We start from the raw sequence: 26,548 nt of genomic DNA, 5'->3' as shown, positions 1-26,548 counted from the left end.
GGTTCGCGCGATCAACAACTGGTCTGCGGGCGTTCAGCTTTGCCCGGCGGTTTCCAGGCAATGGCGGCGGAAGGCGCGTTTGAGCATGTCGAGCTCGGCGCGCAGGAGGTCGAATTCGGCGCGCAGATCGTCTTCCATCGCAACGCCGGTGATGATGGTGAAATGCGCCAGCACCGGCTCTGCCGGCCCGCCTTTGCGGCGGATCAGGAAGGTCTGCACGCCTTCGGACAGAACCTCGGCACGAACCGGGATCCTGACCGCGAAATCACCGGCGCGGCCCGGGATCGCGGTGACGGTGACCCCGGGTTGCAGCGCGCCGTCAAGGGTGACCTCAAGCATCGGAGCAGTCTCGCCGCCGCCTGAAAGGATGCCCTCCCAGGTTCCGGCGCGGATGCGGGTGCGGGTCAGGGTCACAGCGTCCGGCATGGCGTATTCCTTACAGTTCAGCCCTGGGGCGCCGGCTGATCGTCAGATCGCGCAGCGTCACCTGGTTCATTTCGGGCCCTTCGAAAATCAGGTCGATCCAGAGCTTTTCGATGCGTTTCTCATTGACCCGCGTATAGGCGAGGTCGAATTCGACAAAGACCTCCTCGCCGTCCAGCGGCAATTCACGCACCACCTGCTCGACATTCGGCCCGTGGCGGATATTGAGCCGCGCAAAAACCTCCAGCGGCTTCTCGGTCTCGACAATGGCGTCGAGCCGGATCAGATGCCGCAGGCGCAGCCCCTGGGCCGCAGACTCCGGCAGATCAAGCACCAGTGACAGAAAGCTGCCGTCGAAGCGGAAGACATCCATGCGGAAGCCGAAAGGGGCCACATCCTTTTCGCGCGAATTGCGCAGCTGCCGCACCGTCAGTTCCGAGCGGCGGCAGTCGTGGAACAGGGTGGTGCCCTCGCAAATCAGCGATTTGCCCTCTACCGCCGTCATCCCCGGGACCGGGATCGGGCCTTTCCACAGATCGGGGCGCCAGGCCCAGTCGGTGCCGGGCAGGCGGCGGAACGAGCCTGCACCGATCAGCGGCAGGGTAAGGCGGTATTCGGCCTCGAACAGCACGCGGTCGACCTCGCGGCGGGTCTGGCGGGCAAGGCCGCGCAGGTTGCGCAGGCGATCAAGCGTGACGGTGGTGGCCTCGCCGGCATTTGCCGACCAGCGCGCCAGCGCCCGGCGCAGGAGCAGACGGTCAAGTTTCTCTCTCAGTCGCCCTGCCATTGCTTCCTGTTCCGATTTTTCCGGCTCACGTCCTCAAAGCCGCCTGCCGGTTTCCTGCCCGATCCCTGGTTAGCAGGCCCGGCCGGGTGTTGCAGCAGAAAACATTGCTGTTTCGCGTGCAAACCCCTTACGGCGCCGCGCCACCCGCCGCTTTCACCGCCGAGCCATTGGCGGCGCGGATCGCGGTGATGGTTTGCCCAAGCAGCGCGCGGCTTTGTTCGGGCGAAAGGCTGCTTGTTTCGGGCGCCATCACCGAGACCGAAACCAGCCGCCCCCGGAGCCCCAGCACCGCCCGCCAGTATTCGCCGACCTGGCGGTCAAACATCCGCATCACCAGCGCGCCCCCCGAGAGCGCGGTCTCGCGCACGGCGACCGAGCCGGGATCGCCGTCCCGCGCCAGAGCCGCCCGCCCGGCAGGCGAGGTGAAGTAATCCGACAGCGCCTTCGCCCCGGATTTCAGGATTTCCGCCGATCCCTCATCGCCCACCGTGATGCTGATCACCGCCGGCACCACATCGGCCTTTCGGCTGCATTCGCCGATCAGGATCACCGCCCCGGTCTGCGAATCGCTGCTGGCCGCCTGGTTGACGCAATAGCCGGCGGGGGGGCTGACGCGGATATCGTCGCCGACGAAGCCCATTGCACCCGAGCCGCCCTTCGGCGCGACACAGCCGGCCAGCAAGGCGAGGCCCAGGATCGCCGCCGCCCCTTTTCGCCAGGGCCATGGACAGGTCAGGACTGCCGGAAAAGCGGAAAATGGAGGCGCATCAGACAAAGAGGTTTCCTTCCTGCAGCATTCAGGCCCGCAGCATTCGGGCCCGCAGCATCGCAAGTGACGATCACAAGATGGTTAAATCGCCCTGCGGGTGGCGGCAAGCGCTCACTGGCGCCAGGCCGGGGTGCAGAGACACGGGGACGCCGCTCTCCCGGGGGCGGTGGAAATACTGCTGGCGCCTTTCCCTTTGACCGCCTTTGCGCTAATCCCCTTTGCGATTGCCTGGCCCGTGACAATGGCCCGCCTTTGCCCAACCGGCTGCGCTGCAGCCTCGCCCTTGCGGAAGCTGACGATGAAATTCACCCTCTCCTGGCTTAAAGACCATCTGGAAACCGACGCTTCCGTTACGGAAATCGCCGATGCGCTGACCGATCTGGGGCTTGAGGTCGAGGAGATCGAAGACCCGGCGGCGCGCTTGGGCGCCTTCCGCATCTGCCGGGTGATCGAGGCGGTGCAGCACCCCAATGCCGACCGGCTGCGCGTTTGCCGCGTCGCGACATATCCGGCCGGGCCTGGGTCTGAGCCGGTCGAGGTGCAGGTGGTCTGCGGGGCGCCCAATGCAAAGACCGGGCTTGTGGGGGTGTTCGCGCCCGTGGGCACCCATGTGCCCGGCACCGGCGTCGATCTGAAACCCGGCAATATCCGCGGCGTCGACTCGAACGGGATGCTGTGTTCCGAGCGTGAGCTGGAGCTCTCTGACGACCATGACGGCATTATCGAGCTGCCTGCGGATGCGCCGCTGGGCGCGCGTTACATCGACTATAAGGGTGTCAATGACCCGGTGATCGAGATCAAGATCACCCCGAACCGCCCCGATGCCCTGGGGATCCGGGGCGTGGCGCGCGATCTGGCCGCGCGGGGTCTGGGCAAGCTGAAACCGCTGGAAATCGCGGCGGTGCCGGGGAGGTTCGACAGCCCGGTCACTGTGCGGATCGAGCCCGCACTGAAGGCAAAGGCCGCGCCGCATTTCGCGGGGCGGGTGATCCGGGGCGTGAAGAACGGGCCTTCTCCGGCCTGGCTTTCGAACCGGCTGAAGGCGATCGGATTGCGCCCGATCTCGGCGCTGGTCGATATCACCAATTACTTCACCTTCGCGCTGAACCGCCCGCTGCATGTGTTCGACGTAGACCGGATGCAGGGTTCGGAACTGCATATCCGCCCCGCTGCGGCGGGCGAAACCCTGCTGGCGCTCGACGGCAAGACCTACGCTCTGCGCGCCAGTGACATGGTGATCGCCGACGCGCGCGGGCCGGAAAGCCTCGCCGGTATCATGGGCGGCGAAGAGTCGGGCTGCACCGATGACACCACCACTGTCTTTCTGGAATCCGCCTTCTGGGATCCGATCACCGTGGCCGCCACGGGCCGCGCGCTGAAGATCAACTCTGATGCCCGCTACCGGTTTGAGCGCGGCGTCGATCCCGCCTTCACGCTTCCCGGGCTGGAACTGGCAACGCAGATGGTGCTGGATCTTTGCGGCGGCGAGGCCAGCCATGTGGTCACCGACGGCGCCGCCATCGACACCACCCGCGCCTACCTCCTGGACCCGGCGCGGCTGATCAGCCTTGTCGGCATGGAGATCCCCGAGCCCGAACAGATCCGCACGCTTGAGGCGCTTGGCTTCCGTCTGGACGGGCTGATGGCCGCCCCCCCCTCCTGGCGCCCCGATGTCCAGGGCGAGGCCGATCTGGTCGAAGAGGTTGCCCGCATCGCCAGCCTGACGAAACTCGTCGGCGCGCCGATGCGGCGCAGCCTGCCCGGCGTGCCGAAGCCGATCCTGACGCCGATGCAGCAGCGCGAGAAGGCCGCGCGGCGCCAGATCGCCGGGCTCGGCTATAATGAATGCGTGACCTATAGCTTCATCGACGGGCCGTCTGCGGCCCTGTTCGGGGGCGGCACCGATGCGGTCCGCGTCGACAACCCGATCTCCTCCGAGATGAGCCATCTGCGCCCCGATCTGCTGCCGGGCCTGCTGGCGGCAGCGGCGCGGAACCAGGCGCGCGGTTTCCAGGATATGGCGCTTTTCGAGGTCGGCCCGGTGTTCAGTGGCGGCGAGCCCGGAGAACAGGTGCTGCTGGCCTCGGGCCTGCTGGTCGGATCGACGGCGCCCCGTGACCCCTGGGGCTCGCGACGCCCGGTGGATGTGTTCGAGGCCAAGGCCGATGTCGAGGCGGTGCTTGCCATCCTCGGCGCGCCCGCCAAGGTGCAGATCACCCGCAAGGCCGATGCCTGGTGGCATCCCGGCCGCTCGGGCGTGATCGGCCTTGGGCCGAATGCGCTGGCGACATTTGGCGAGATCCATCCCCGCGTGCTGGCGGCGATGGGGGTCAAGGGGCCGGCCGTCGGCTTCACGGTGCAGATCGCCAATATCCCGGCGCCGAAGGTGAAGACACCGACCCGGCCCGCGCTGGCGGTCAGCGACCTCCAGGCGGTCGAGCGCGATTTCGCCTTTGTGGTCGACGCGAAAGTCGAGGCGCTGCTGGCGGTCAACGCCGCCCTGGGCGCCGATAAGGCACTGATCGACCAGGTGCGTGTGTTCGATCAGTTCACCGGCGAGAAGGCTGAGGCCCAGATGGGCGCTGGCAAGAAGTCGATTGCGCTGAGCGTGCGGCTGCAACCGACCACCGCCACCCTGACCGAGGCCGAAATCGAGGCCGTGTCGCAAAAGATCATCGAAAAGGTCTCGAAAGCGACCGGCGGCAGCCTGCGCGCCTGATCCACTCCGGCGCGGGGTCCGGCCTCGCGTCGCCGTCCCCTTCGCGCCGACAGCCCTTCCGGGAGACTGCCATGAAGATCGCCACCTTCAACATCAACGGCATCAAGGCAAGGATCGAGGCGCTGCCGCGCTGGCTGAAGGCGGCAGAGCCGGATGTGGTCTGCCTCCAGGAGATCAAATCCGTCGACGAGGGCTTCCCGCGCGAGCTGTTCGAGGAGATGGGCTATCAGGTCGAAACCCATGGGCAGAAAAGCTTCAACGGCGTCGCGATCCTGTCGAAATACCCGCTCTCGGATGTGACGCGCGGTCTGCCGGGTGACGCGAGCGACGAACAGGCGCGCTGGATCGAGGCCACGGTCGAAGGGCCGCGCGTGGTCCGGGTCTGCGGGCTCTATCTGCCCAACGGCAACCCGGCGCCGGGGCCGAAATATGACTATAAGCTTGCCTGGATGGAACGGCTGGAAGCCCGCGCCCGCGCGCTCATGGCGCTGGAAGAACCGACCCTGTTCCTTGGTGATTACAACGTCATCCCCCAGGCCGAGGATGCCGCAAAGCCCGGGGCCTGGCTTGAGGACGCGCTGTTCCTGCCCCAAAGCCGCGCCGCGTTCCGGCGCCTGCTGAATCTTGGCCTGACCGAGGCGATCCGCACCCGCGACCCGCGCCCGGGGGTTTACACCTTCTGGGACTATCAGGCCAATTCATGGGAGCGCGGCAACGGCATCCGCATCGACCATGTGCTGCTGACGCCCCAGGCCGCCGATCTGCTGGAAGAGACCGGCATCGACAAGGATGTGCGCGCCGGTGACAAGCCATCCGATCACGTCCCGGTCTGGGTGCGGCTGGCGGCCTGAAAAGAGGGCGAGGCTCAGCCGAGCTTTGTCACGTCGTAATCGTAAAGCCAGTTGAACCGCGACAGCGCCGCCCCCGGCGCGATGCGGCCACCGAGCTTCAGCCCGAGATGTGCGATGCTGCGCAGCGGCCCCCCGAGGTGATAGAGCCGCGCATTGCGGTTGGCCGCCGTCACGATCCGGGCCGAGCGCCGCGCCCGCGCCACCTGATAGGCAACCAGCCCGGCAGTGCCATGACGATCCAGCATGCTGGCGAGGGTCCAGACATCCTCCAGCGCCATATTGGCGCCCTGGGCCAGGAAGGGCAGCGTCGGATGCGCGGCATCGCCGAGGATCGCCACCGCGCCTTCGGGCAAGACACGATACCAGGTCTTCGCGACCGGATGGCGGAAGAGACCCCAGAGCCAGGCATCCTCGACCTGGTCGAGCCAGCCACGCACCCGCGGGCTGAAAGCCTCGAAGGCCAGCCGCAACTCCATCGGGTCGTCGCGCAGCGCCCAGCCCTCTTCGGTCCAGCGGCGGCGCTCCTCAACGGCCACAATATTGCGCAAAGTGCCGCCCCGCAGCGGATAGCTGACCAGGTGGCGGCCCGGCCCCATATGAACCTCGGCCACATTCGGCTCTGCCGGGTCGCAGGGGACCAGAGCGCGCCAGGCGACCTGATTGGTGAAAAACGGCTTCGCCTCGCCATTCAGCGCGATGCGGGTATGCGAGTGCAGCCCGTCGGCCCCGATCAACAGCGGCGCCGGCTCCTGCGCGCCGGTGCAGGTCTCGATCACCGGCTGCGGGCCCGACAGATCGACACGGCGCAGCTTTTGCAAAAGCCGCAGCTCGGCTCCGGCGGCTTTGGCGCCCTCCAGCAGCAGGCCGACCAGATCGGCGCGGTGGAGGAAATGCCAGCCCTGATCGGGCCTGAGCCGCGCCACATCAAGCCGCGTCACCAGATCGCCGTCAAAGCCGTCGCGCAGCTCGACGGCCTCCGCGCGGCAGGAGGCGGCCTCAAGCGCCTCGCCGAGGCCAAGCGCGCGCAGCACCTGCGCCCCGTTCGGGCTGATCTGGAGGCCGGCGCCGACCTCGCGAATGGCATCGGCCTGTTCCATCACCAGAACCCGCGCGCCTTTCAGCGCCAGCGCCCGCGCCAGTGCGAGACCGGCCACGCCCGCCCCGATTATGGTCACCGACTGGTCTTTTAGCGCCATTCTGTCCTGATCCTGAACCCGGGTCTCTGGTCCTGTGCCGGCTGCCGGCAATGACAAAGCCGGGCAAGAGCCCGGCTTCCTTTTCCAGTGTCGGCGACGCGGTTGCAAGCCTTGCATTCCCTGCCGGACGGGACCAGCAGGGTTTTGGCACGGCTCAGTCGTCGCGATGCACCTTTTCACGCCGCTCATGCTTTTCCTGCGCTTCCAGCGTCATGGTGGCGATCGGGCGCGCATCCAGCCGTTTCAGGCTGATCGGCTCGCCGGTCATCTCGCAATAGCCGTATTCGCCATTCTCGATGCGGCGCAAAGCCGAGTCGATCTTGGAGATCAGCTTGCGCTGGCGGTCGCGGGTGCGCAGCTCAAGCGCGCGGTCGGTCTCTTCAGAGGCGCGGTCGGCAAGGTCGGGAACGTTGCGGCCGCTTTCGGTCAGGTTGCCAAGGGTCTCGGCCGACTGGCCAAGCAGCTCTTGTTTCCAGATGATCAGCTTGCGGCGGAAATATTCCAGCTGACGGTCATTCATAAAGGGTTCGTCCTCGGCGGGACGATAATCGTCGGGCAGGAAAACTTCGGCCTTCATCGCAGATCTCTCCTTGTCGCCGGCGGGCGCCGACAGGTGGGCTTCTGTCATATGCGCACTCCTGTTGGCGCGGCATGTAGCCCATGCGGTCAGCAATGTCACTAGCAGTTGCGATAATTTCCCGGCCTCGATAGGGTCCGCAGGCCCGTAAGGCACCCAATCCGGCAAAGGCGCGCGCTGACATGAAATTCCGGTCAACCACAGGCTATATCGCAGCGCCCGACCTCGCCGTAGCGGTGAATGCGGCGGTGGTTCTGGGCCGGCCTTTGCTGGTCAAAGGCGAGCCCGGCACCGGCAAGACCGAGCTTGCGCGCCAGGTATCCGCCAGCCTCGGGATGGAGCTGATCGAATGGCATGTGAAATCCACCACCCGCGCGCAACAGGGGCTTTATGAATATGACGCGGTCAGCCGGCTGAGGGACAGTCAGCTGGGCGAGGCCCGCGTCCACGACGTACAGAATTACATCCGGCGCGGGAAACTGTGGCAGGCCTTTGACGCGCCCGAGCGGGTCGTGCTGCTGATCGACGAGATCGACAAGGCCGATATCGAGTTTCCCAATGACCTGCTTCAGGAACTCGACCGGATGGAGTTCCATGTCTATGAAACCGGCGAGACGGTGAAGGCCCGGCAACGCCCGGTGGTGATCATCACCTCGAACAATGAAAAAGAGCTGCCCGACGCCTTTCTGCGCCGCTGCTTCTTTCACTATATACGCTTCCCGGATGCCGACACCCTTGCGGCGATCATCCGGGTGCATTTCCCGGAAATTAAGGAAAAACTGCTTGCGGCGGCACTGACCGGGTTCTTTGCCATCCGCGAGACGCCGGGGTTGAAGAAGAAGCCCTCGACCTCGGAAGTGCTGGACTGGCTCAAGCTGATCCTCGCCGAGGATCTGGCGCCCGAAGACCTTGCCCGTGATGCCCGGCATCTGCTGCCCAGGCTGCATGGCGCGCTGTTGAAGAGCGAGCAGGATGTCCAGCTTTTCGAACGGCTCGCCTTCATGTCACGCGAGAATCGCTGAGACCCCCGCTCGCCCGGAAAGGGATCAACCTGGAATTGCCTCCGCCCGAATCCTGCCGCGCCATTAAGGCAGGCCGGAAGGACGAATCGGGCGACCCTGCCCAGGTTAGGCCACGATCTTGCCACAATCTAATCACGCGATTACAGTTTTTGAAACAATATGAAATATTGCGTGATAATTTAGGGGCATATCTGGTCCCTGAGCCATCAGAGACCGCGATGGCTAGTAACTTCGTAAACACCGAGATTCCGCGCAATTGACACATCCGGGTCGCGATCACGACAAAGGCATTGTGTTGAATACCAGCACAGAAGCTTTGGTGATGGAGCCTCACCCTCATGTCGGCAACAATGGGCATCGTTCAGACGGCTACCGGGTTCCCCGGCGGCCGGGGCAATGCCTGGCCTTGCCGGTGCCGAACGGCCGGATCTGCCGCGCTCCATCCGTCTTCAACAGCATTCTCTGACCGCCCGCGTCTCCCTGCCCGGAGCGTCCTGCCGTCAGAGATTTCGCGCATCGCCACCCGGAAGGTCCCCGGGACGGCTTTGAACGACGCGGTTCCGGGGGGCACCTCAATGTCTGCTCGCCCCCCCGTTACCGCGCCGTCGGATGCGCCCGTCACGGACCACCGCCGGTTCTGGCCAGCATGCGATGCGGGGGCATCGCATGCTGGCCGGGCCGGAGGACAATGTAACTGCCGGGGGCAAACTCCCGCACGCAAAGATCGAGCTGCCACTCAATGCGAAACATCCCGCTGCTTGCCGCCTCCCTGGCGGCCATTACCGCCTGCACGCCGGCCCCGAACGCCGAAGTAACCAAGAGCCGGCCGATCCCGGTCACGGAACCGGCGGCGCCTGCTGCCGCCTTCCTCGATCCGGTTGCCGGCCTCGCGCCTGTCGCCTCGGTGCGCCATAGCCCGGCCGATCTGACGGCGGCCTTTATGGGGCTTGGCTTCCGGCTGGAAAGCGGTCGCGAGCTTCCGTATTTCAGCCGCTTTGAGGGGCCGATAACCGTGGCGCTGACCGGCAATGTGCCAGCCACCGCCGGTGCCGATCTGGACCGCTTGCTGCAGCGCTTCCGCAATGAGGCGGGGATCAATGTCCGCCGCGTCAGCCCCGGTGAAGCTGCCTCGGTAACCATCGAATTCAGCACGCGCCGCGAACTCAGCCGCGCGGCCCCGAATGCCGCCTGTTTCGTCGTCCCGAATGTCTCCAGCCTCGCGGAATATCAGGGCAATCGCGGCACCTACCGTGTCGACTGGACCCAGGTGCGCGAGCGGAAGACCGTTGGCATCTTCGCGCCCTCGGATGCCAGCCCGCAAGAGGTGCGCGACTGCCTGCATGAAGAGCTGGCCCAGGCGATGGGGCCCTTGAACGACATGTATCGCCTGACCGATTCGGTCTTCAATGACGACAATTTCCAGACCGTGCTGACCGATTTCGACATGAAGATCCTGCGCGCCTGGTATTCGCCCAAACTGCGCTCGGGGATGTCGAAGCCTGAGGTCGCCGCCCAGATGGCGGGGATTTTCGGAACCGGTGGCCCGCTCAACCAGGACATCTCGATCACGCCGCCGGCCTGGAAAGACCTGATCGCGGTCGCGCTGAACCCCGGCTACGGCACTGCGCGGCGCAAGGCCGCGGTCGAGCGCGCGATCACCATGGCCCATGCCCAGGGCTGGAAGGACAGCCGCCTCGCCTTTGCCTATTTTGCAAATGCCCGCCTGCTGGTCGGCTCGGACCGGGTGGCGGCGGTGGCCGAGTTCTCCAAGGCCTCGTCGATCTGGCGCACCCAGCCCGGCGGCGCGCTTTACGTCGCCCATATCGACATGCAGCTTGCCGCGCTGGCGCTGACCAATGGTCAGCCCGACCAGGTGCTGCGCTTTACCGATCGCGCGATCCCGGTGATCCGCGGCGCCGAAAATCACGGGCTGCTGGCCACGACGCAGCTGATCCGGGCCGAGGCGCTGGACATGCTGGGCCGCAAGGCCGAGGCAGACCGGCTGCGAGTGGACAGTCAGCCGCTGGCGCGCTATGGCTTCGGCTCTGAGGCCAATATCCGGGCCCGCACGCGCGAGATTGGCGCGCTCGGGCTGAGCGGCCTCTTCCGCGGCTGATCCGTCGGGCCAGAGAGCCTCCGGCCGGCCCTGAGCAGGCAGGACGGGAGCAAAGCAATGCTGGCAATCGGTGGCTTCGTTCTGGGGGCGGTGATCGGTGTGTTCCGTGCCCGGAGCCTTGGCGGCAAAGCGCCTGACATGGCGCAATATGCCTTTGGAATCGGGCTGCTTCTGGGGGTGACCGGGCTTTTCATCCAGATCATCCTCCTGCGCTTTCTCAGCTGATACCGGGGGGGCGGCGCGATGTTCCTGCCCTTTTTCGAGACGCTGCGTCGCGAAGGTGTGCCGGTCAGCCCGCGCGAATTCCTCGCTTTTCTTGAGGCGCTTGAGGCCGGGCTCGCCACCAATGACAGCGAGGGTTTCTACCATCTGGGCCGGCTTACCCTGGTCAAGGATGAGCGCCATCTAGACCGCTATGACCGCGCCTTTGCCGCAGCCTTTGCCGGGCTGGACCAGATCCCCGACAGCTCTGTCATCGAGGCGCTGGACCTGCCGGGCGACTGGCTGGAAAAGCTGGCCGAGAAATTCCTGAGCGAGGAAGAAAAGGCCGGGATCAAGGCGCTTGGCGGCTTTGACACGCTGATGGAGACGCTGCGCCAGCGGCTGGAAGACCAGAAAGGCCGCCACCAGGGCGGCAATAAATGGATCGGCACCGCCGGCACCTCGCCCTTTGGCGCCTATGGCTACAATCCCGAGGGCATCCGCATCGGCCAGCAGGAAAGCCGCCACAGGCGTGCGGTCAAGGTCTGGGACAGGCGCGAATTCAGGAACCTCGATGACAGGGCCGAGATCGGGTCCAGGAATATCAAGCTCGCGCTCCGGGCGCTGCGCCGCTGGGCGCGCGACGGTGCCACCGAAGAGCTGGATCTTGCCGGCACCATCCGCGCCACCGCGAAACAGGGCTGGCTGGATGTGCAGACCCGGCCAGAGCGCAGGAATGCGATCAAGGTCTTGTTGTTTCTGGACATTGGCGGCTCGATGGATCCGCATGTGAAGGTTCTGGAAGAACTGTTCTCCGCCGCGCGTTCCGAATTCCGCCATCTGGAGACCTGGTATTTCCACAACTGCCTTTATGAGGGCGTCTGGAAAGACAATCAGCGCCGCTGGACCGGGCAGACCGCGACCTGGGACATTCTGCGCAGCCACGGCCCCGACTGGCGCGCGATCTTTGTCGGCGATGCCGCGATGTCGCCCTATGAGATCACCCATCCCGGCGGCGCCAATGAGCACTGGAACCGCGAATCCGGCCAGACCTGGCTGACCCGGGCGGTGGAACAATGGCCGCATCACCTCTGGATCAATCCGGTGGCCGAAGCGCAGTGGGGCTACAGCCAGTCCACAAGGCTGATCGACGCGATTTTCGAAGGCCGTATGGTGCCGATGACGCTGGAAGGCATTGCGAGGGGCGTCAAAGCACTGCGCTGAAGCCTGGGCCTTGCCAGAGGCGGGACGAGTCTGGCACATTCGTACAAAATCGAATGGAGCGAGCAGATGCCAGCCGATAGCCGCCATGAAGAGGCCCATCCCCAGATCCATCCGGGCCAGCAATATCTGAATCTCGACCCAGGCCTCTATATCCGGCCCGAGATCTTTCAGGAGGAGCGCGCCAGGATCTTCAACCGCTCATGGCAGCTGATGGGGCCGGTCGCGGATCTGGCAGAGAGCGGGCGCTATCTCGCCATCGACATAGCCGGTATTCCGGTCTTTGCGATCCGGGGGCGGGATGGGGCACTCCGGGGCTTCAAGAACGTCTGCCGCCATCGCGGCGCGAAACTCCTGGCGGATGGGACGGGGAAATGCGGGCTGATCGTCTGCCCCTATCACAAATGGTCCTTTGCCGATACCGGAAGGCTGGTCCAGGCGCCCTGGTATGGCAAGGACCCGGCCATCATCCCCGAGGACTGGCCGCTGGAGCCGGTCTCGCTGGCGGAATGGCGCGGGCTCTTGTTTGCCGCCATCGACCCGGTGGAAAGCCTGATGGATCAGCTGGGCGATCTGCCCGATGAGCTGGCCGATGAGCCGATGGAGCGCTACACCGCCACCGATACCGCCACCGTCAGTTTCGACGCCAACTGGAAGGTCTATACCGACAATTTCGTCGAGGGCTACCATATCCCCGGCACCCATCCTGCCTTCTTCGCGGCGATTGATTTCGAGGCTTTCGCCACCACCGCGCATAAGGGCTATGTGAAGATGACCGCACCGCCGAAGGACGGGCTGTTCTATCGCGGCAAATGGCTCTGGATGTGGCCGAACTGGACGCTTTCGCTGTTCGATGGCGGCATGAATGTCAGCCGGATCAACCCGACCTCGGTGGGCCATACCGATCAGCACTACCATTTCTTTTTCGCAGATACCGCGCCGGATGGCGAAGAGGCGCGGCAGAAATCGGTGCAGGGAACGCTCGCAGTCGTACGCGAGGATTATCAGGTCTGCGTCGAGACCCATCGCAATTACGCAGCCGGCGCCTATACATCGGGGCCGCTCTCCGGCAGGCACGAACGCGGCGTGCAGTATTTCCAGGAGCGGGTGGCGCGGGCGCTTGATGTCTGAGGGCTGTTCAAGCCGCGCAGGCGCCCTATATTCAGGGTATGATCCTGCGCCTTATGCCCTTTCTGATCCTGATCGCCTATGGCTTCCTGATGATGCGCTTTTCGGTCTGGCGCTCGAAACGGATGCTGGATGAGCAATCGCGCCCGCTGGACGATCCCGAGATCCAGGCGGTGGCCGTGCGGCTGGCGGCGGCACTGGATCTGCCCGAGGTCAGGGTCAATGTGCTGGAGATCGAGCCCGTCAATGGCCTCGCCGCGTATGACGGGCGCATCTTCCTGACACGCGGCTTTCTGAAGAAAAAGGCCGAGGGCCATGTCTCCCCCGAAGAGCTGGCCTCGGTGATCGCGCATGAGCTGGGCCATGTGGCGCATGGCCATACGCGGCGGCGGATGATCGACTTCACCGGGCAGAATGCGGTGGGGATCCTGCTTGCCGGCATTCTGAACCGCTTTGTCCCCGGCATTGGTGGCATGATCGCCAATATGATCTCGCGGATGCTGATGGCGAAACTCTCGAGGCGCGATGAGTTCGAGGCCGATGCCTGGGCCACCGCGCTGATGATCCGGGCGGGCTATGGCACGGCGCCGCAGATCAGCCTGTTCCGCAAGCTCGCCGGCCTGACCGGCACTGGCGGTGGGGAAATTCCGGTCTGGCTGCGCAGCCATCCGAAAGCCGAAGAGCGCATCGCCGCGATTGAGGCGAATGAGGCACGCTGGCAGCGCCCTGCCCTGAGCGGGCCATTGTGATGCCCGGGCCAGCCACGCTGAGGGGCGCTGCCCCTCGCGGCATACGCCGCTCACCCCGGGATATTTAAGGACAGATGAAGTCAGCCAGGAGTTTTCTGCACCCCTGACCGTGGGGGGCTGGCTGTCCCGGTGATGCGACGGCCCAGCCGGGCCATAGCCTTAAGGGCGCGCGCCTTCGGGTGGGGCGAGATTGGGCCGTCATTCGGCGAGGGGTTTGACTGGCTGCGTCCATTGCCCGGGAAGCGCCTGATCGCATCGGTCGGATCAGCATCTTCGGGATTGGCGGGCATGGGGATCATAGCGCAGGCCCGGAATGAACGGATGGCTATGCGCCCGGGCATCACCGTTCAGGGGGTATCCCCTTCGCGCGGCGGATTATGTCCATTCCGGTTCGAACACATCGGATCCCGGTGAAAGGCCGGACATCGAAGCGGATGGCGGGGATCCCCCGACGCCCCTGATACTGACCTTGATTGCGTGGCGAAGGGCACCGCAATGCGTGCCCCCTGCAGTCGGGCCTGGCAGGCATATGACACTATCCGCCATCTGACCGCCCCTGGATGGACGTTTCTTGCGCCTAACCGGATTGGGCGATATCCGGACCAACATGCCCAGGGCGCAGAGTAGCTCCGCGTCGTCGCAGGTCACGGTACGACCAGGCCCTTCGGGCGGGTCCTGGTCCGGAAGGTGGGGCGGGTCGGGCTGTCACCCTTGCCGCCCGGGGTCAGCTCTGCCGCACGTATATCGCCGACGGCCGTATTTATCGCGCGAGTCTCGCGATTCCGGCCTGCGCTGTATCAGATCTGCCCGAGAGCCATGCCCCGTCACATGATCAGGTCGCCGTGCTCTCGGCCATCGGGCTCCGCAAGCGGGGCTGCCGGGGGGCTACTGCCAGTCACGCCCAGATGATGACAAGCCTTCCCCCCCCGGCAAATCCGGATGGCTGCATCGCAGAATGCCCGCCCCCCCCCCAACGACCGGGAGCCGCGCGTGTCCAGCCTCTGCATGACCAACCGGCGCAGAGCGGCATAGCCAGCATTCTTTGCGGCATGGCAGCCGGTTCTCCAGGCGGTATCGGGCGGGCAAGGGCCGGATGGCAACAGAGTGGATTCCCCGCTGGAATCCAGCGGCAATCCGTCCAACCGCCGGGGGCAGGATCCGCTGGCTGTTTCAGAATGAATACGCCCTGATCTCGCCGCCGGAGGTCACGGCACTCCGCCACAGCCGGCCCCGCCAATGCAAAAGACGCGGAGGTTTCCCCCCGCGCCTTTCGGATACTGTGAAGCGGATCAGCGCTTCGAGAACTGGAAGGAACGGCGGGCTTTGGCCTTGCCGTATTTCTTCCGTTCCACAACGCGGCTGTCGCGGGTCAGGAAACCAGCGGCTTTCAGAGCGCCACGGAGCGACGGCTCGAACAGTTGCAGCGCTTTCGAGATGCCGTGCTTGACCGCACCAGCCTGGCCCGAGAGGCCGCCGCCGGCGACAGTCGCCATCACGTCATACTGACCTTCGACATTCGCGACCTGGAAGGGCTGACGCAGGATCATCTGCAGCACCGGACGCGCGAAATAGGCGGTATAATCGACATACTCGCCTTTGTTGTTGCGGATCAAGAACTTGCCCGAACCCGGCTTGACCCAGACGCGGGCAACCGCATCCTTACGCTTGCCGGTCGCGTACGAACGGTTCAGCTTGTCACGGACCGGGGCGCGCGGAGCAGCCTCGGCAGCGGCGGCCGGAGCAGCAGTGCCCACAGCGGCCTTCAGATCGTCGAGAGACTTGATATCGGCCATTTAAATCACGCGCTCCGGGTGTTCTTCGGGTTCAGCGGCTTGACGTCGAGGACGGTGGGCTGCTGAGCTTCATGGGCATGTTCGGCGCCGGCATAGACGCGCAGGTTCGACATTTGCTGACGGCCCAGGCTGTTGCGGGTGATCATACGCTCGACAGCTTTGATCACGACGCGCTCGGGGTGGTTGCCTTCCAGCACTTCGCGCACGGTGCGCGACTTGATGCCGCCCGGGTGGCCGGTATGCCAGTAGTAACGCTTGTCTTCGCGCTTGTTGCCGGTCAACTGAACCTTGTCGGCATTGATCACGATGACATTGTCACCCATGTCCATATGCGGGGTATAGGTCGGCTTGTTCTTGCCGCGCAGGATATTGGCGACGATCGTGGCGAGGCGACCCAGAACAACGCCCTCGGCGTCGATCAGGATCCACTTCTTCTCGATATCCGCTGGGGTAGCAGAGAAGGTTTTCATCGGTGGTTCCATCAAGGATAGAGGCGGGGAATCCCCGCGCGAATTCAGATGGGGGCTTGTCGCAGATGGTGCGATGGCGGTCAAGCGCCAGAAATTACAAAAAATACAGCAAAAACAATGTGCTGATATATGTGGTTAAATAATACCCCATATTCAGCGCAGGTAAGGCGGCTTTTCCGGGTTCATTCCGGGCCCGGGCGATACCGGCCTGGCCTCTGCCGCCGGCGGGGCCTCGGGTTCGGGCAGATCAAAGCGCAACGCCTTTTCTCCGATCCCGGCCAGGGCCCGGTCTTGCGGGCCAAAGAAAGCGACGTCCAGCGCGGCAGCATCGAGACCCGAGAAAATCAGCGCCTCCTGCACCGCCCGCGCCAGCGCAGGTTCCGCCCCGGTATTTGCGCCGATAAAGGCCAGCATATGGCCGCGCCTGCCATCATCATATTCGACCCCTGCCAGCAGCGCGGCACTGGCCAGCCCACGGGCCGAGGCGAATTTGTCCTGCAACGCCAGGCTCAGCCCCGCCGGGACCAAGGGCGCGAAGAACCGCACGGGCCGCCCCATCGCCTCTTCCGGCGCCGGCTCCAGCGCGTCTGAGAGCCAGTCCATCGCTTCGGGCGGCAACAGCATTTCCGAGGGCGCGACGCCGAGATTGACGCCCAGCCCGATCCCCTGGCCGCGCAAAAAACCCGCAATCACCCGCCCGGGCAGCGCCGCCCAGGGGGCGATCCCGCCGGTGAAATCCGCCAGCCGCTCTTCGCGGTCGAAGACCAGCACCACCGGGCCGGATTCAAGATCGAAGACTTTCGGATCAAGGGTCTCCCCCACCGCCTCGCGTTCAAGCAGAAGGTAGAGTTCGCCATCCGCCAGCCGGTCGTAGAACCGCAAAAGCGCCGCCTCATTGCCCGGATCGGCAGAGAGCGCCGCATGGGCCTCGTCAAGCAGGCTGGGAGGCGTGGTCTCGCTCATGGCATCTCCATCACGCTGCGGATCCGGGCGCGCAGCTCCGGCAGCAGCTCGTCCCCGAACCAGGGGTTGCGTTTCAGCCATCCCGTATTGCGCCAGGAGGGATGGGGCAAGGGAAAGATCCCCCGGGGCAGGAAATCGCGCCAGGCCCGGACGGTGGCGGTGACATCCTTTGCCCCCAGATGCCAGCGGATCGCAGCACCTCCAACGAGAAGGGTCAGCCGCAGATCGGGCAGGCCGGCAATGACCCGGTCCCGCCAGGTGCGGGCGCAAAGCGGAGGCGGAGGCAGGTCTGATCCCTTTGCGTCATAGCCCGGGAAGCAGAACGCCATCGGCACGATCGCGATGCGTGAGAGCTCGTAGAACTGGCCCTCATTCAGGCCGGTCCATTGCCTGAGCCGGTCACCACTGGGATCGGTGAAAGGGCGCCCGGAAAGATGCACCCTCGCCCCCGGCGCCTGACCGGCGATCAGCAGGCGCGGCCCCTGCCCCGAAGGAGCGGGCCGGAACCAGACCACCGGCCGCGGTTCATGCGCCGTTGCGGTCGCCTGAAAACGCGCCTCGCAAAGGCGGCAGGCCCGGATTTCCCCGATCAGTTCCATAGGGTGAGAATAGGTGCCGCTCGCATATATTTCCAGCCGGGTCGAGGGGGCCAGCCCCCTCGGCTCCTGCGGAGCCTCACCCCCGGGATATTTAGAGACAGATGAAATCAGAGCAGCGGCTGGTTTTCATCTGTCTCTAAATATCCCCGCCGGATGCATCCGCACTCGGCCGCCAGGCGCCTGGTTGCCGCCGGGGCGGGCAGCGCTGCAACAGGGTCCGATTCATCCGGGGTGGGCGGTTGCAGCCCCTCGCCGCCATGTCTAAGCCGATTGGAGTACCTGCCCCGGACTGCGCCCGAAATGTATCGAATCTCGCCCCATATCCGCATATTTGCCCTGGCGCTGCTGGCCGGAGCCGGGCTGGCGACGCTTTGGGTCAATCTCGATCCGGGCAGCTATTACGATTTCATCGAATGGCGGATGGCGGATCTGGCGATGCCGGACTGGGTCTGGGCCGGTTCGGTCAGCCTCACCCCGTTTATGATCGTCGCCGATATCCTGATGGCGCTGTTCTTCTTCCTGATCGGCAAGGAGCTTTGGGAGGCGATGACGCTGGAGCGCGGCTCGCTTTCGGGGCGCCGCGCGATCCTGCCGCTGGGCATGACTGCGGGCGGGCTGATCGGGGCCGGGCTGGCCTGGCTGATCTTTTCCTCGCTGATCGAGACCGCGCAGGAGGCTGTGGCGGGCGGCGGCTGGCAGGCGCCTTTGGGCAGCGACACTTTGCTGGTCTGCCTGTTCGGCCGGATGGTTTTCGGGCGGCGTCCGGCGCTGCATCTGGTGATGCTGCTGGCGATTGCCACCGATATCATGGCGCTGGTCATCCTTGGCATCAGCAATCTCGCGCTGTCGCCGCGTCTTTTGTGGCTCCTGGTCACGCTTGCCTCGGCGCTGGCTGTGCATCGATTCTTCGGACGCAGCCCCGGCAAAGGCGCCAGCGAGCGCGAGCGGCGCGCCGCCGGCGCGCTCTGGCCCTATGCGGTTGCCGGTGCCTTTTGCTGGTTCGGCGTAGCGGCGGCCGGGCTGCCGGCGACGCTGGGGCTTTTGCCGCTTTTGCCCGCCATTGCCCATGCGGATCGCAGCTTCGGCCTTTTCGCCGAGGCCGAGAACTTCCTGCATGATCCGCTGAACCGGCTGATCCGGCTGCTGGTCTGGCCGGTGGTGCTGGTGCTTTTCCTGTTCGGGCTGATCCGGGGCGGGGTGGATCTTGCCGCCTTTGCGCCGACCACGCTGGTGATGCTGGGGGCGCTGTGGATCGGTCGGCCGGTCGGCATGGCGCTTGTGGTTCTGGCGCTGGCCGCGATTTTCGGCTCACGCCTGCCGCGCGGGCTCCGGGCGCGCGATCTGGTGCTCTCGGTCCTGTTGCTTTCCATCGGCTTCACCGTACCCGCCGTCGCGATCGAAGCAAGCCTGCCCGGCGGTGCCATGCGGGAGGCCGCGAGGATGGGTATGGCGATCAGCCTGCTTGCAGGCCCGCTGGCGGTGCTGCTGTCACGCCTGGTGCTGCGCCGCGCCCAGGGGGCGGGCAGCTGACCCGCCGGCCCGAATACAGAGACCGACAGGGCAAATCCTCCGCCGGTCTCACAAATGTTTGTCACACCACCCCCGCCTCAGACATAATACAGCCAGAATCCAGGAGGATACTGCGCACAGGACGCGTTAACGATTAGGCCGGACTCTGCGCGTATGCTGTGGATAACCGGGTCAGATGCCCGCCTGTGCCCCGCAATGGCGCAAGCGGCGAAGACGCAGAAGGAAATGGGCCCGTCAGGCCGGAGCAGGTTGCAAGATGATCGAGTTCGACAGTGTTTCCAAATCCTTCTGGACCGGCACAAGGCGCAAGGTCATCCTTGACCGCGCCTCTTTCCGGGTCGAGCCGGGGCGCTCGCTGGGCATTCTCGCCCCCAATGGCACCGGCAAGACCACGCTGATCCAGATGATGGCCGGTCTGGAAAAACCCGATGACGGCCGCATCACCAAGACCAGCCGGGTCTCGTTTCCGCTGGGCTTTATGGGCGGCGTATCGGGCAAGATGTCGGCGCTGGAAAACAGCCGCTATATCGCCAGGCTCTATGGGCTGGATCCGGATTATGTCGAAAGCTTTTGTCGCTGGGTCTGTGATCTGGGCGATTACTTCCGGATGCCCTATGCGACCTATTCCTCGGGCATGAAATCGCGCTTCAACTTTGCGCTGATGCTGGCGCTGGAATTCGACATCTACCTGATCGACGAGGGCATGCCCTCGACCGGCGATGTTGAATTCAACCGCAAGGCGGGCGGCATCCTGCGCGAGCGGCTGAAGAATGCAACGGTTGTCATCGTCTCGCATTCGGCGCAAACGCTGGAGAAATTCTGCCGCCAGGCCGCGGTGCTGCGCAATGGCCAGCTCTATATGTTCGACACACTCGAAGAAGCGAAACGCCTCTATGACTATGCTTAAGGCCGCGCGGTTCAACATCCGCCGCCAAGACATCCCCGCCGCAGCAGCACCCCGCCCGGGGCCTGTTCTCGTTCCCAAACCGGCGCCGGGCGAGATGCTGTTCGACAATCCCGAAGACGGTTTCGGCGATCAGAAATTTGAAACCGCAGGCGGCCCGGTGGGCAGTGCCGCGCTGAAAAGCGCCATTGCCGACAGCGGCGCAGCGAAACGGCCCGCCGATGCGGAGGGCGGCGATGCCGGTGTCGACGAGAATGATCCGGTCGCGAAGGAACTGGCCGCGATCCGCAAAGAGGGGCTGACGGGGCGGCAATTGCGCACCGCCCGCCGCCTGGCGCAAAGCCATAATATGCCGGCAACCTCGGATTATGACGCGGTGCGGCTGCTGCGTGCCGCCGGAATCAACCCGTTCGAGCGCGGCTCGATGCTGGATCTGGTCGCGGCCGAGCCCGGCACGGGTACAGGCACGGGCCTCGCCACTGCCGCCGATGGCGGTGGTGGTGGCGGCAAAGCGGGAACCGGGCGCGCTTTGTCGCCGCTGCCGGGCGATGGGGTGAAACTGCCGCAGACGGTCAAGCCTATCCAGGTTCCCTCGACCGAACAAAGGGTCGAGGTGAACCATGCCGCCGAGATCCTGCGCATGCAGCAGGACATCGCGAAGCGCCGCCGCCGCAAGCTGGCGCTCTTGTTCGTGCGGATGTTCATCTTCGTGCTGCTGCCGACGCTGATCGCGGGCTGGTATTTCTCGTCGGTCGCCACAAGGCAATATGGCACCAAATCGGAATTCGCGGTGCATAAGGCGGAAAGCCCGCAGGCCGGCGGCGCGCTTGGCGGCATGTTGCAGGGCACATCGCTGGCCACCTCGCAGGATTCCATCGCGGTGCAGGGCTATCTGCAATCGCGTGAGGCGATGATGCGGCTGGAAGACGATATCGGCTTCCGCGCGGCCTTCATGGGTGATGCGATCGACCCGATCCTGCGCCTGCCCCCCGAGGCCTCGCTGGAAGACGCCTATAAGCTTTACAAATCGCATATCCTGATCTCCTACGATCCGTCCGAGGGCATCATCCGGATGGAGGCGATCTCGCCCGATGCGCAGCTTTCGGTCGACTGGTCGAAACAGCTGATCGGCTATGCCGAAGAACAGGTCGACCAGCTGACCTACCGCCTGCGCGAGGATGCGATGGCGGGTGCGGATGAGAGCTATCAGGATGCCGAGACCGCGCTGCTGGCGGCGCAGGAAAAGGTCATCACGCTGCAGGAACAGTTCAAGGTCCTCAATTCCGAGACCGAGCTGACGCTTCTGACCAGCCAGATCGGCACGCTGGACAGCCAGCTGATCCAGGAACGGCTGGCGCTGGCGCAGATGGAGGCGAATGCCAATCCCAATGCCGCCCGGCTGGAGCCGGTCAAGCGTCGCATCGCCACGCTTGAAGCCGAAATCGCAATGCTGCGCACCAAACTGACCGAAGGCCAGGGCGGAGAGATCTCGCTCGCGCAGATCCAGGGTCAGCTGCGCCTGGCCCAGGCCGATGTCGAGACGCGGCAGATGATGCTGGCGCAATCGCTCCAGGCCAAGGAGACCGCACGGATGGCCGCGAACAGCCAGACCCGCTATCTGTCGATCTCGGTCGAACCGGTGCCGCCCGATGTGCCGACCTATCCGCGCGTGTTCGAAAATACGCTTGTGACGCTGCTGATCCTGATCGGCATCTATCTGATGATCTCGATGACGGTGGCAATCCTGCGGGAACAGGTCTCTTCCTGAGGCCCGAACAGAATACCCGCGCAGATTAAAAGGGCGGCCTTGCGGGGCCGCCCTTTTGCTTTGCCGCAGCGGCGTTCAGGCCACCTGCCCCGCCGCCCAGCCCGAAGACCAGGCCCATTGGAAGTTATAGCCGCCAAGCCAGCCGGTGATATCCACCAGCTCCCCCACCACATAAAGGCCCGGGACCGTTTTCGCCTCCATCGTCCTGGCGTCCAGCCCGCCAGTATCGACGCCGCCCAGCGTCACCTCGGCGGTGCGATAGCCTTCCGAGCCGACCGGCATCAGCTGCCAGTCATGCAGGCCCGCCGCCAGCTGGTCGAGCTTTGCATCCGACATCTCGGCCAGCGGTCCCGGCACGGCCTGGCCCAGATGTTTCGCCAGCCGCTCCGGCAGCGCCCCGGCCAGTGCTTGCGCCAGGGAAATCCGCCCGCCCTTGCGCTTGGCAGCCTTCAGCAGCGCCGCAAACCCGGCGGCACTCTCCGCGCCCGGCATCAGATCGACCGAGATCCGCTCTCCCTCGCGCCAATAGCTGGAGATCTGCAGGATGGCCGGCCCCGACAGCCCGCGATGGGTGAAGAGCATCGCCTCATCGAACCGCCCCACCCCACACCTGACCCGCACCGGCGCCGAGACCCCGGCCAGCGGCGCGATCCAGACCAGTTCCTGTTCGGCGAAAGTCAGCGGCACCAGCGCCGGCCGCGTCGCGGTCACGCTCAGCCCAAGACTCTCCGCCACCCGGTAACCCCAGGGGCTCGCTCCCATTTTCGGAATCGACTTGCCGCCGGTCGCCAGCACCAGCGCCCGCGCCTCCTGAACCCCGCGCGGCGTCGCAACGCGGAACCCGCCGCCCGCGCGCGTAACCTCACCCGGCTCGGTTGAGAGCCAGAGCTCCACCCCCGCCGCCCGCATTTCGCCAGCCAGCCAGGCGACAACCTGCTTTGCCGAGCCATCGCAGAACAACTGCCCCAGCGTCTTTTCATGCCAGGCAATGCCCGCCTGATCAAGGCGCGCCACCAGATCCCATTGCGTGAACCGTTTCAGCGCCGAAAGCGCAAATCGCGGATTCTGCCCGAGATAATTCTCAATCCCGATACCGGTATTGGTGAAATTGCAGCGCCCGCCGCCCGAGATGCGGATCTTCTCACCCGGATTTGCCGCATGTTCGACCACCAGCACCCGCCGGCCACGCCGCCCCGCCTCGATGGCCGCAAACATTCCCGCAGCACCGGCCCCGAGCACGATGACATCCCATGTCCCGGCCATGATAACTCCCGCCAAATTTCCTTCATAACCCCTCTTGCAGCCTGCAAGAGGCTTCGCTAAACACCCGCTCACGGTTGGGGCGTCGCCAAGTGGTAAGGCAGCGGTTTTTGGTACCGCCATTCCCAGGTTCGAATCCTGGCGCCCCAGCCAATCTTCCTCTGACAGTTGAGCAGACCAGCCGCAAGCGGGAAACCGAATGCGGGCAAGGGGTTGGGCTGTTGACGGGTTGGGGCAGTGGGGCCGGACTGCCCCAGGGAATGCCCCACCGGGGAAGCCATCGCTAGAAGATATCCGCTTGTCCTCTGCTTGCGAAAATCCTGATGACACCTAAGGTTGTCTTTGGACTGACAGGAGCAGAGCAGATGAAAGACCTTGAAGGCGCTGTGTCCCCTTGGAAAGACGACGGTCTCGGCTATGCCGCGATCGGGGACACGTTTACCAGCCTGATCAAATCCATCGACGACTCAAAGGTCATTTCGATCGAGGCGGGGTTTGGGCACGGTAAAACCTTCTTCCGTCGCGCCTGGGCTCAACAGCTCCGCGCCTCAGGTGAGTTGGTCATTGAGATTGACGCGCAGCAGTCAGACCGCACAGACGATCCAATTATCACCTTCATGGGCGCGCTCCTGAAAGCTCAGCCAGTATCGGGCAAGCCACTGGCGAAGACCCTGAAAGACGGCTCCCTGAAGATTGCCGGAATTGCAGCCCGCTCACTTACCCGTGCTGTTCTTCGCAGTGGTGCTGATGTGGTTTTGGGGGCTGTCTCAGACTGGGTTCAGGAGCAAACACCTGACATCGGTGGCCTGGACAAAGCAGTCGAAGAACTTGAGACAGGTATGTCGAAAGTCGCATACCAACTGATCGCTACACACCTCGCAGCAGAGACCGCTCGCATCGAGGAGCTGCCAATCCAGATCGACAAGCTGCGCGACGCACTCACCGAAGGCGCGGCATCTGACCGGATCATCATTATCGTTGATGAGCTTGACCGCTGTCACCCGGAATACGCAATCGCCCTGCTTGAAGCGATGAAACTTGTCTTTGGGCGCAATGGATTCGTCTTCTGCCTCATGGTCAATCCTCACTACCTTGAGAACATCGCCAGGCATCGCTTTGGACCCAGAGAGGGAGATGAGTTATATCTTGATAAGTTCGTCGACCTTCGTCTCGCATTGCGAACCAGCCCGGAGATACAAGGGCTCGCCACCGCAGAGTTGGTTCGGCAGATCCCGATTGCTATTTCTTTCGGGCAGAGTGAGCACTTCTCTGTTGAAGCCGCAGCCACGCTTTCCAAGGAAATAGTAAAGCAAAGCGGCTTTTCCTTCCGGCAGATCAAGCGGACCATTGAGAGGGTAGACTTGGTGGCAAGGATCTACAGAGGAGTGCCAATTGATCCGTCATTACTTGTGCTTATGGCATTTTCAGATGTGGCGCCCGAGCGTACACGCAAGCATTTGTCTCTGCCATCCGCACTTTTGAAACGATCGAGCCTTACACCCGAAGGGGCTAAAAGACTGATGGATGGCTTTGAGTTCGCTCAGAGCGGCTTTGACAGGCAACAACTTGGTGAGGCATTTGAACGATGCCGATCCTTTGTAGGAGATGCATGCCCAGAACTTGTCGACTTAGCGGAGGAGATGTATCAGCTTTCACCACAAGCTGGGCAGCGTAGTTCCCATGAATGGTACAAAGTCCTTAAAGGTCTAGGTCCGACCTACATCCCCTCACACCGAGCGATGCTCGACGGTGTCCAGAGTATTCTGGCGGATTAAAGTCTCTGTACTGGATATGTCTTTGGTTTGGTATAGGTAATGGAGAAGAAGAAAGAACAGGAAGTCAGGACACCTCGTTCCTCCTCCTCGCCCCCACCCTTCTTCCCTTAAGAGCCTCCCACGCCCTGCGACGGTCTCTATAGGCCTCGCAACAGCCCCTACGTTTGTAGCCAACATAGTCACGAACGATGTACCGAGGACTGTCAGAAAGATAGTCGTCCAGCCCCGCTTTCCCATCTAAGGCCAAAGGCTTACCCACCACGGCCTCAGAGGCCTCCGCCATGACCGCCCGCAACTCACCGGCATAACCATAGTCGATGATGAAGCTGTCATGGATACAAAGAACAGGTATTCCTTTCCGGGTGAAGTGACCCAGCACTCGTTCCGCAATCTGTGAGTCGAGGTTCATCAGGCCGATCCCCACGTCAGCCCCAAGAGAGGATTTGGCCCAAGGGTTCTTCTCGGAAAAGAGAGAAAGAAGACAAGAAAGCTCTTTGTTGGTCAGCCCCTTAGCCCTGTGACCGGCGGGCCAGCCATCGCGGAAGCTGCTGAAGGCCGCCTTCTCCGTCCGGGCGTTAAGGGCTGTCAGGACCAGCTGCTTCACGATCTCCCGCTGCTGCCTCTTGTCAACGTCAGGCACAGTTCTCGACGGCAGTTCATAGGGGTCATCGACAACCCTGACCCCCTGTTTTGCCGCAATTATCGCAAGGTGCAGCCCCTTGAAGTCGACCTCTACCGTGGGCCGGTTGTTGATGAAGATACGCTCCCGGAGTTCCTTGCCAACCTGCTGCCACCACGGACCATAGAACCGCCCGTTCAGCTTCCATGACCCCCGGCTGAAAATCCGACGGGTGAATTGGTGATGATGGTTTATCGGGACTCTGGCCTCTTTGCCGAACTTGTCGCTCCGGGTGATCCAGGGGTCGGAGAGGGTGGGAATGTCGATGAAACTATCCGCGATCAGCGTGTTATAGGCTTCCAGCTCCGCCCGCATCCGCAGGGTTTCTTCGGTATCATCGTATTCCTGATACTTCGCTTCCTCGCCATCACCCGCCTTCAGGATGATACATTCCTGCCCGACGACCTGATGCACGTCGTTCCGGCTCGTCTGTAACTCCCGGAACATCGCCCGTAACGGTTCCGCAGCCCTGATCCTCGTTGTTCTGTTGCCCGGAGCATAAGGCCCGCTGTAGCTACCCTTGGCCTCGTCAATCAGTCCCCTCTCCACCAGCCGGTGGATCAACTGGACGATCTTCTTCGAGATGCCCAGCTTATTGTAGCGGGACCAGGCATCCCAGCTGTTCTGTGACATTGCCACGCCGATCGACAGGTTCGGGTTTTCCAGCCAGGCAACGTAAAGGTCCAACAGCAGGATCCTCAACTGGCCCCGGAAAGCACATTTCGGCTTGGGTCCACCCCCGCGTGACCGATCAAAGTCGCTGCAGTGCTCGTTCCAGACCTGATCAACCACCGCGACAAGTTCCGCGTGATCCGACCACCGATGCACATCCAGCGGCCTTGAGAACCACGGGTTGGCGATTGCCTTCTCTTTCTTCTCCTGGACAACCTCCTCCAGGCTGTCTTCTCTGGGTGTCCCCGAGGACGAGGGTTCCCAATCGTCGTGTGGGCTGGGTATCCTGTGGTCCCATCCACCCTTATCTATCATTACCTATACCTAACCTCCGTAGCTGTTACCGAGGCCCCTTAGATGGGTACTACCTCCCCCC

At 63.9% G+C, this 26,548-nt stretch carries 23 protein-coding genes and 1 tRNA gene; 13 read left to right on the top strand and 11 right to left on the bottom strand.

The window, feature by feature from the left end; genetic code table 11:
• Positions 1 to 33: 33 nt before the first annotated feature.
• From DRF71_RS13680 to DRF71_RS13670, 3 genes are all read right to left on the bottom strand, one after another.
• Positions 34 to 426 carry a hypothetical protein gene (locus DRF71_RS13680; RefSeq protein ID WP_112311036.1) on the bottom strand — a complete coding sequence of 131 codons (393 nt, stop codon included), beginning with the start codon at positions 424 to 426 and terminating at the stop codon, positions 34 to 36.
• 10 nt (positions 427 to 436) lie between these two features.
• On the bottom strand, positions 437 to 1,210 hold the full coding sequence (locus DRF71_RS13675; RefSeq protein WP_112311035.1) for a DUF6478 family protein: 774 nt from the start codon (positions 1,208 to 1,210) through the stop codon (positions 437 to 439).
• A 127-nt stretch (positions 1,211 to 1,337) separates the two neighbouring features.
• The gene (locus DRF71_RS13670; protein WP_157971079.1) at positions 1,338 to 1,985 is read right to left on the bottom strand and encodes a hypothetical protein; all 648 of its coding nucleotides are present in this window, start codon (positions 1,983 to 1,985) and stop codon (positions 1,338 to 1,340) included.
• A 292-nt stretch (positions 1,986 to 2,277) separates the two neighbouring features.
• Between DRF71_RS13670 and pheT the strand changes: the two genes are divergently transcribed.
• The gene (gene pheT / locus DRF71_RS13665; protein WP_112311329.1) at positions 2,278 to 4,698 is read left to right on the top strand and encodes a phenylalanine--tRNA ligase subunit beta; all 2,421 of its coding nucleotides are present in this window, start codon (positions 2,278 to 2,280) and stop codon (positions 4,696 to 4,698) included.
• A gap of 71 nt (positions 4,699 to 4,769) precedes the next feature.
• On the top strand, positions 4,770 to 5,549 hold the full coding sequence (xth, locus tag DRF71_RS13660; RefSeq protein ID WP_112311033.1) for an exodeoxyribonuclease III: 780 nt from the start codon (positions 4,770 to 4,772) through the stop codon (positions 5,547 to 5,549).
• 14 nt (positions 5,550 to 5,563) lie between these two features.
• Here xth and DRF71_RS13655 read toward each other — a convergent pair whose 3' ends face one another.
• Both DRF71_RS13655 and dksA read right to left on the bottom strand, forming a co-directional pair.
• The gene (locus tag DRF71_RS13655; RefSeq protein ID WP_112311032.1) at positions 5,564 to 6,745 is read right to left on the bottom strand and encodes an FAD-dependent monooxygenase; all 1,182 of its coding nucleotides are present in this window, start codon (positions 6,743 to 6,745) and stop codon (positions 5,564 to 5,566) included.
• A gap of 154 nt (positions 6,746 to 6,899) precedes the next feature.
• Positions 6,900 to 7,322: an RNA polymerase-binding protein DksA gene (dksA, locus tag DRF71_RS13650; protein ID WP_112311328.1), complete on the bottom strand. Its 423-nt coding sequence runs from the start codon at positions 7,320 to 7,322 to the stop codon at positions 6,900 to 6,902.
• Between the two features lie 182 nt (positions 7,323 to 7,504).
• Between dksA and DRF71_RS13645 the strand changes: the two genes are divergently transcribed.
• The 6 genes from DRF71_RS13645 (at position 7,505) to DRF71_RS13625 (ending at position 13,759) form a co-directional block, all read left to right on the top strand.
• Positions 7,505 to 8,344 (top strand): AAA family ATPase, encoded by an 840-nt coding sequence (locus DRF71_RS13645; RefSeq protein WP_112311031.1) that lies wholly within the window; start codon positions 7,505 to 7,507, stop codon positions 8,342 to 8,344.
• A gap of 739 nt (positions 8,345 to 9,083) precedes the next feature.
• Positions 9,084 to 10,460, top strand: a complete 1,377-nt coding sequence (locus DRF71_RS13640; protein ID WP_112311030.1) for a DUF2927 domain-containing protein — start codon at positions 9,084 to 9,086, stop codon at positions 10,458 to 10,460.
• Between the two features lie 57 nt (positions 10,461 to 10,517).
• Positions 10,518 to 10,685: a hypothetical protein gene (locus DRF71_RS27440; protein WP_157971078.1), complete on the top strand. Its 168-nt coding sequence runs from the start codon at positions 10,518 to 10,520 to the stop codon at positions 10,683 to 10,685.
• 18 nt (positions 10,686 to 10,703) lie between these two features.
• Positions 10,704 to 11,885 carry a vWA domain-containing protein gene (locus DRF71_RS13635; protein ID WP_112311029.1) on the top strand — a complete coding sequence of 394 codons (1,182 nt, stop codon included), beginning with the start codon at positions 10,704 to 10,706 and terminating at the stop codon, positions 11,883 to 11,885.
• A gap of 66 nt (positions 11,886 to 11,951) precedes the next feature.
• Positions 11,952 to 13,013, top strand: a complete 1,062-nt coding sequence (locus DRF71_RS13630) for an aromatic ring-hydroxylating oxygenase subunit alpha (RefSeq protein ID WP_112311028.1) — start codon at positions 11,952 to 11,954, stop codon at positions 13,011 to 13,013.
• 41 nt (positions 13,014 to 13,054) lie between these two features.
• Entirely contained in the window at positions 13,055 to 13,759 is a 705-nt protein-coding gene (locus DRF71_RS13625) for a M48 family metallopeptidase (RefSeq protein ID WP_112311327.1), read from the top strand.
• 1,289 nt (positions 13,760 to 15,048) lie between these two features.
• On the opposite strand, the gene rpsI is transcribed toward DRF71_RS13625, so the two are convergent.
• The 4 genes from rpsI to DRF71_RS13605 all read right to left on the bottom strand — a co-directional run bounded on the left by rpsI (position 15,049) and on the right by DRF71_RS13605 (position 17,584).
• Complete coding sequence (gene rpsI / locus DRF71_RS13620) at positions 15,049 to 15,552, bottom strand: 30S ribosomal protein S9 (RefSeq protein ID WP_112311027.1); 504 nt, start codon at positions 15,550 to 15,552, stop codon at positions 15,049 to 15,051.
• Positions 15,553 to 15,557: 5 nt separating this feature from the next.
• On the bottom strand, positions 15,558 to 16,022 hold the full coding sequence (gene rplM / locus DRF71_RS13615; protein WP_112311026.1) for a 50S ribosomal protein L13: 465 nt from the start codon (positions 16,020 to 16,022) through the stop codon (positions 15,558 to 15,560).
• Between the two features lie 153 nt (positions 16,023 to 16,175).
• Complete coding sequence (locus tag DRF71_RS13610; RefSeq protein ID WP_112311025.1) at positions 16,176 to 16,985, bottom strand: SseB family protein; 810 nt, start codon at positions 16,983 to 16,985, stop codon at positions 16,176 to 16,178.
• Entirely contained in the window at positions 16,982 to 17,584 is a 603-nt protein-coding gene (locus DRF71_RS13605; RefSeq protein ID WP_112311024.1) for a uracil-DNA glycosylase family protein, read from the bottom strand. Before DRF71_RS13605 ends, DRF71_RS13610 begins: the two co-directional genes overlap by 4 nt.
• 300 nt (positions 17,585 to 17,884) lie before the next feature.
• Between DRF71_RS13605 and DRF71_RS13600 the strand changes: the two genes are divergently transcribed.
• The 3 genes from DRF71_RS13600 (at position 17,885) to DRF71_RS13590 (ending at position 21,786) form a co-directional block, all read left to right on the top strand.
• A complete protein-coding gene (locus DRF71_RS13600) occupies positions 17,885 to 19,114 on the top strand; it encodes a Na+/H+ antiporter NhaA (RefSeq protein ID WP_157971077.1) in 1,230 nt (409 codons plus the stop codon).
• 256 nt (positions 19,115 to 19,370) lie between these two features.
• A complete protein-coding gene (locus tag DRF71_RS13595; RefSeq protein ID WP_112311022.1) occupies positions 19,371 to 20,021 on the top strand; it encodes an ABC transporter ATP-binding protein in 651 nt (216 codons plus the stop codon).
• Positions 20,008 to 21,786 carry a capsule biosynthesis protein gene (locus DRF71_RS13590; protein WP_112311021.1) on the top strand — a complete coding sequence of 593 codons (1,779 nt, stop codon included), beginning with the start codon at positions 20,008 to 20,010 and terminating at the stop codon, positions 21,784 to 21,786. The genes DRF71_RS13595 and DRF71_RS13590 overlap by 14 nt, the downstream gene beginning before the upstream one ends.
• A 75-nt stretch (positions 21,787 to 21,861) precedes the next feature.
• Here DRF71_RS13590 and DRF71_RS13585 read toward each other — a convergent pair whose 3' ends face one another.
• Positions 21,862 to 23,049, bottom strand: a complete 1,188-nt coding sequence (locus DRF71_RS13585) for a BaiN/RdsA family NAD(P)/FAD-dependent oxidoreductase (RefSeq protein WP_157971076.1) — start codon at positions 23,047 to 23,049, stop codon at positions 21,862 to 21,864.
• Positions 23,050 to 23,124: 75 nt separating this feature from the next.
• Between DRF71_RS13585 and DRF71_RS13580 the strand changes: the two genes are divergently transcribed.
• Positions 23,125 to 23,199: transfer RNA gene (locus DRF71_RS13580), tRNA-Gln, on the top strand.
• Between the two features lie 212 nt (positions 23,200 to 23,411).
• Entirely contained in the window at positions 23,412 to 24,821 is a 1,410-nt protein-coding gene (locus tag DRF71_RS13575; protein ID WP_157971075.1) for a KAP family P-loop NTPase fold protein, read from the top strand.
• Positions 24,822 to 24,885: 64 nt separating this feature from the next.
• Here the strand turns inward: DRF71_RS13575 and DRF71_RS13570 are convergent, their stop codons facing one another.
• Complete coding sequence (locus tag DRF71_RS13570) at positions 24,886 to 26,487, bottom strand: hypothetical protein (protein ID WP_112311018.1); 1,602 nt, start codon at positions 26,485 to 26,487, stop codon at positions 24,886 to 24,888.
• Between the last annotated feature and the right edge of the window lie 61 nt (positions 26,488 to 26,548).

The organism is Pseudogemmobacter bohemicus, assembly GCF_003290025.1.
Lineage (GTDB): Bacteria > Pseudomonadota > Alphaproteobacteria > Rhodobacterales > Rhodobacteraceae > Pseudogemmobacter > Pseudogemmobacter bohemicus.
Note: the sequence above shows the minus strand (reverse complement) of the source record. Positions and strands in the feature narration are given on the sequence as shown.

Coding starts and splice junctions, on each gene's coding strand:
- DRF71_RS13680 (WP_112311036.1), bottom strand. CDS start 426: ATGCCGGACGCTGTGACCCTGACCCGCACCCGCATCCGCGCCGGAACC.
- DRF71_RS13675 (WP_112311035.1), bottom strand. CDS start 1,210: ATGGCAGGGCGACTGAGAGAGAAACTTGACCGTCTGCTCCTGCGCCGG.
- pheT (WP_112311329.1), top strand. CDS start 2,278: ATGAAATTCACCCTCTCCTGGCTTAAAGACCATCTGGAAACCGACGCT.
- xth (WP_112311033.1), top strand. CDS start 4,770: ATGAAGATCGCCACCTTCAACATCAACGGCATCAAGGCAAGGATCGAG.
- DRF71_RS13655 (WP_112311032.1), bottom strand. CDS start 6,745: ATGGCGCTAAAAGACCAGTCGGTGACCATAATCGGGGCGGGCGTGGCC.
- dksA (WP_112311328.1), bottom strand. CDS start 7,322: ATGAAGGCCGAAGTTTTCCTGCCCGACGATTATCGTCCCGCCGAGGAC.
- DRF71_RS13645 (WP_112311031.1), top strand. CDS start 7,505: ATGAAATTCCGGTCAACCACAGGCTATATCGCAGCGCCCGACCTCGCC.
- DRF71_RS13640 (WP_112311030.1), top strand. CDS start 9,084: ATGCGAAACATCCCGCTGCTTGCCGCCTCCCTGGCGGCCATTACCGCC.
- DRF71_RS27440 (WP_157971078.1), top strand. CDS start 10,518: ATGCTGGCAATCGGTGGCTTCGTTCTGGGGGCGGTGATCGGTGTGTTC.
- DRF71_RS13635 (WP_112311029.1), top strand. CDS start 10,704: ATGTTCCTGCCCTTTTTCGAGACGCTGCGTCGCGAAGGTGTGCCGGTC.
- DRF71_RS13630 (WP_112311028.1), top strand. CDS start 11,952: ATGCCAGCCGATAGCCGCCATGAAGAGGCCCATCCCCAGATCCATCCG.
- rpsI (WP_112311027.1), bottom strand. CDS start 15,552: ATGGCCGATATCAAGTCTCTCGACGATCTGAAGGCCGCTGTGGGCACT.
- rplM (WP_112311026.1), bottom strand. CDS start 16,022: ATGAAAACCTTCTCTGCTACCCCAGCGGATATCGAGAAGAAGTGGATC.
- DRF71_RS13610 (WP_112311025.1), bottom strand. CDS start 16,985: ATGAGCGAGACCACGCCTCCCAGCCTGCTTGACGAGGCCCATGCGGCG.
- DRF71_RS13605 (WP_112311024.1), bottom strand. CDS start 17,584: ATGGAACTGATCGGGGAAATCCGGGCCTGCCGCCTTTGCGAGGCGCGT.
- DRF71_RS13600 (WP_157971077.1), top strand. CDS start 17,885: ATGTATCGAATCTCGCCCCATATCCGCATATTTGCCCTGGCGCTGCTG.
- DRF71_RS13595 (WP_112311022.1), top strand. CDS start 19,371: ATGATCGAGTTCGACAGTGTTTCCAAATCCTTCTGGACCGGCACAAGG.
- DRF71_RS13590 (WP_112311021.1), top strand. CDS start 20,008: ATGACTATGCTTAAGGCCGCGCGGTTCAACATCCGCCGCCAAGACATC.
- DRF71_RS13585 (WP_157971076.1), bottom strand. CDS start 23,049: ATGGCCGGGACATGGGATGTCATCGTGCTCGGGGCCGGTGCTGCGGGA.
- DRF71_RS13575 (WP_157971075.1), top strand. CDS start 23,412: ATGAAAGACCTTGAAGGCGCTGTGTCCCCTTGGAAAGACGACGGTCTC.
- DRF71_RS13570 (WP_112311018.1), bottom strand. CDS start 26,487: ATGATAGATAAGGGTGGATGGGACCACAGGATACCCAGCCCACACGAC.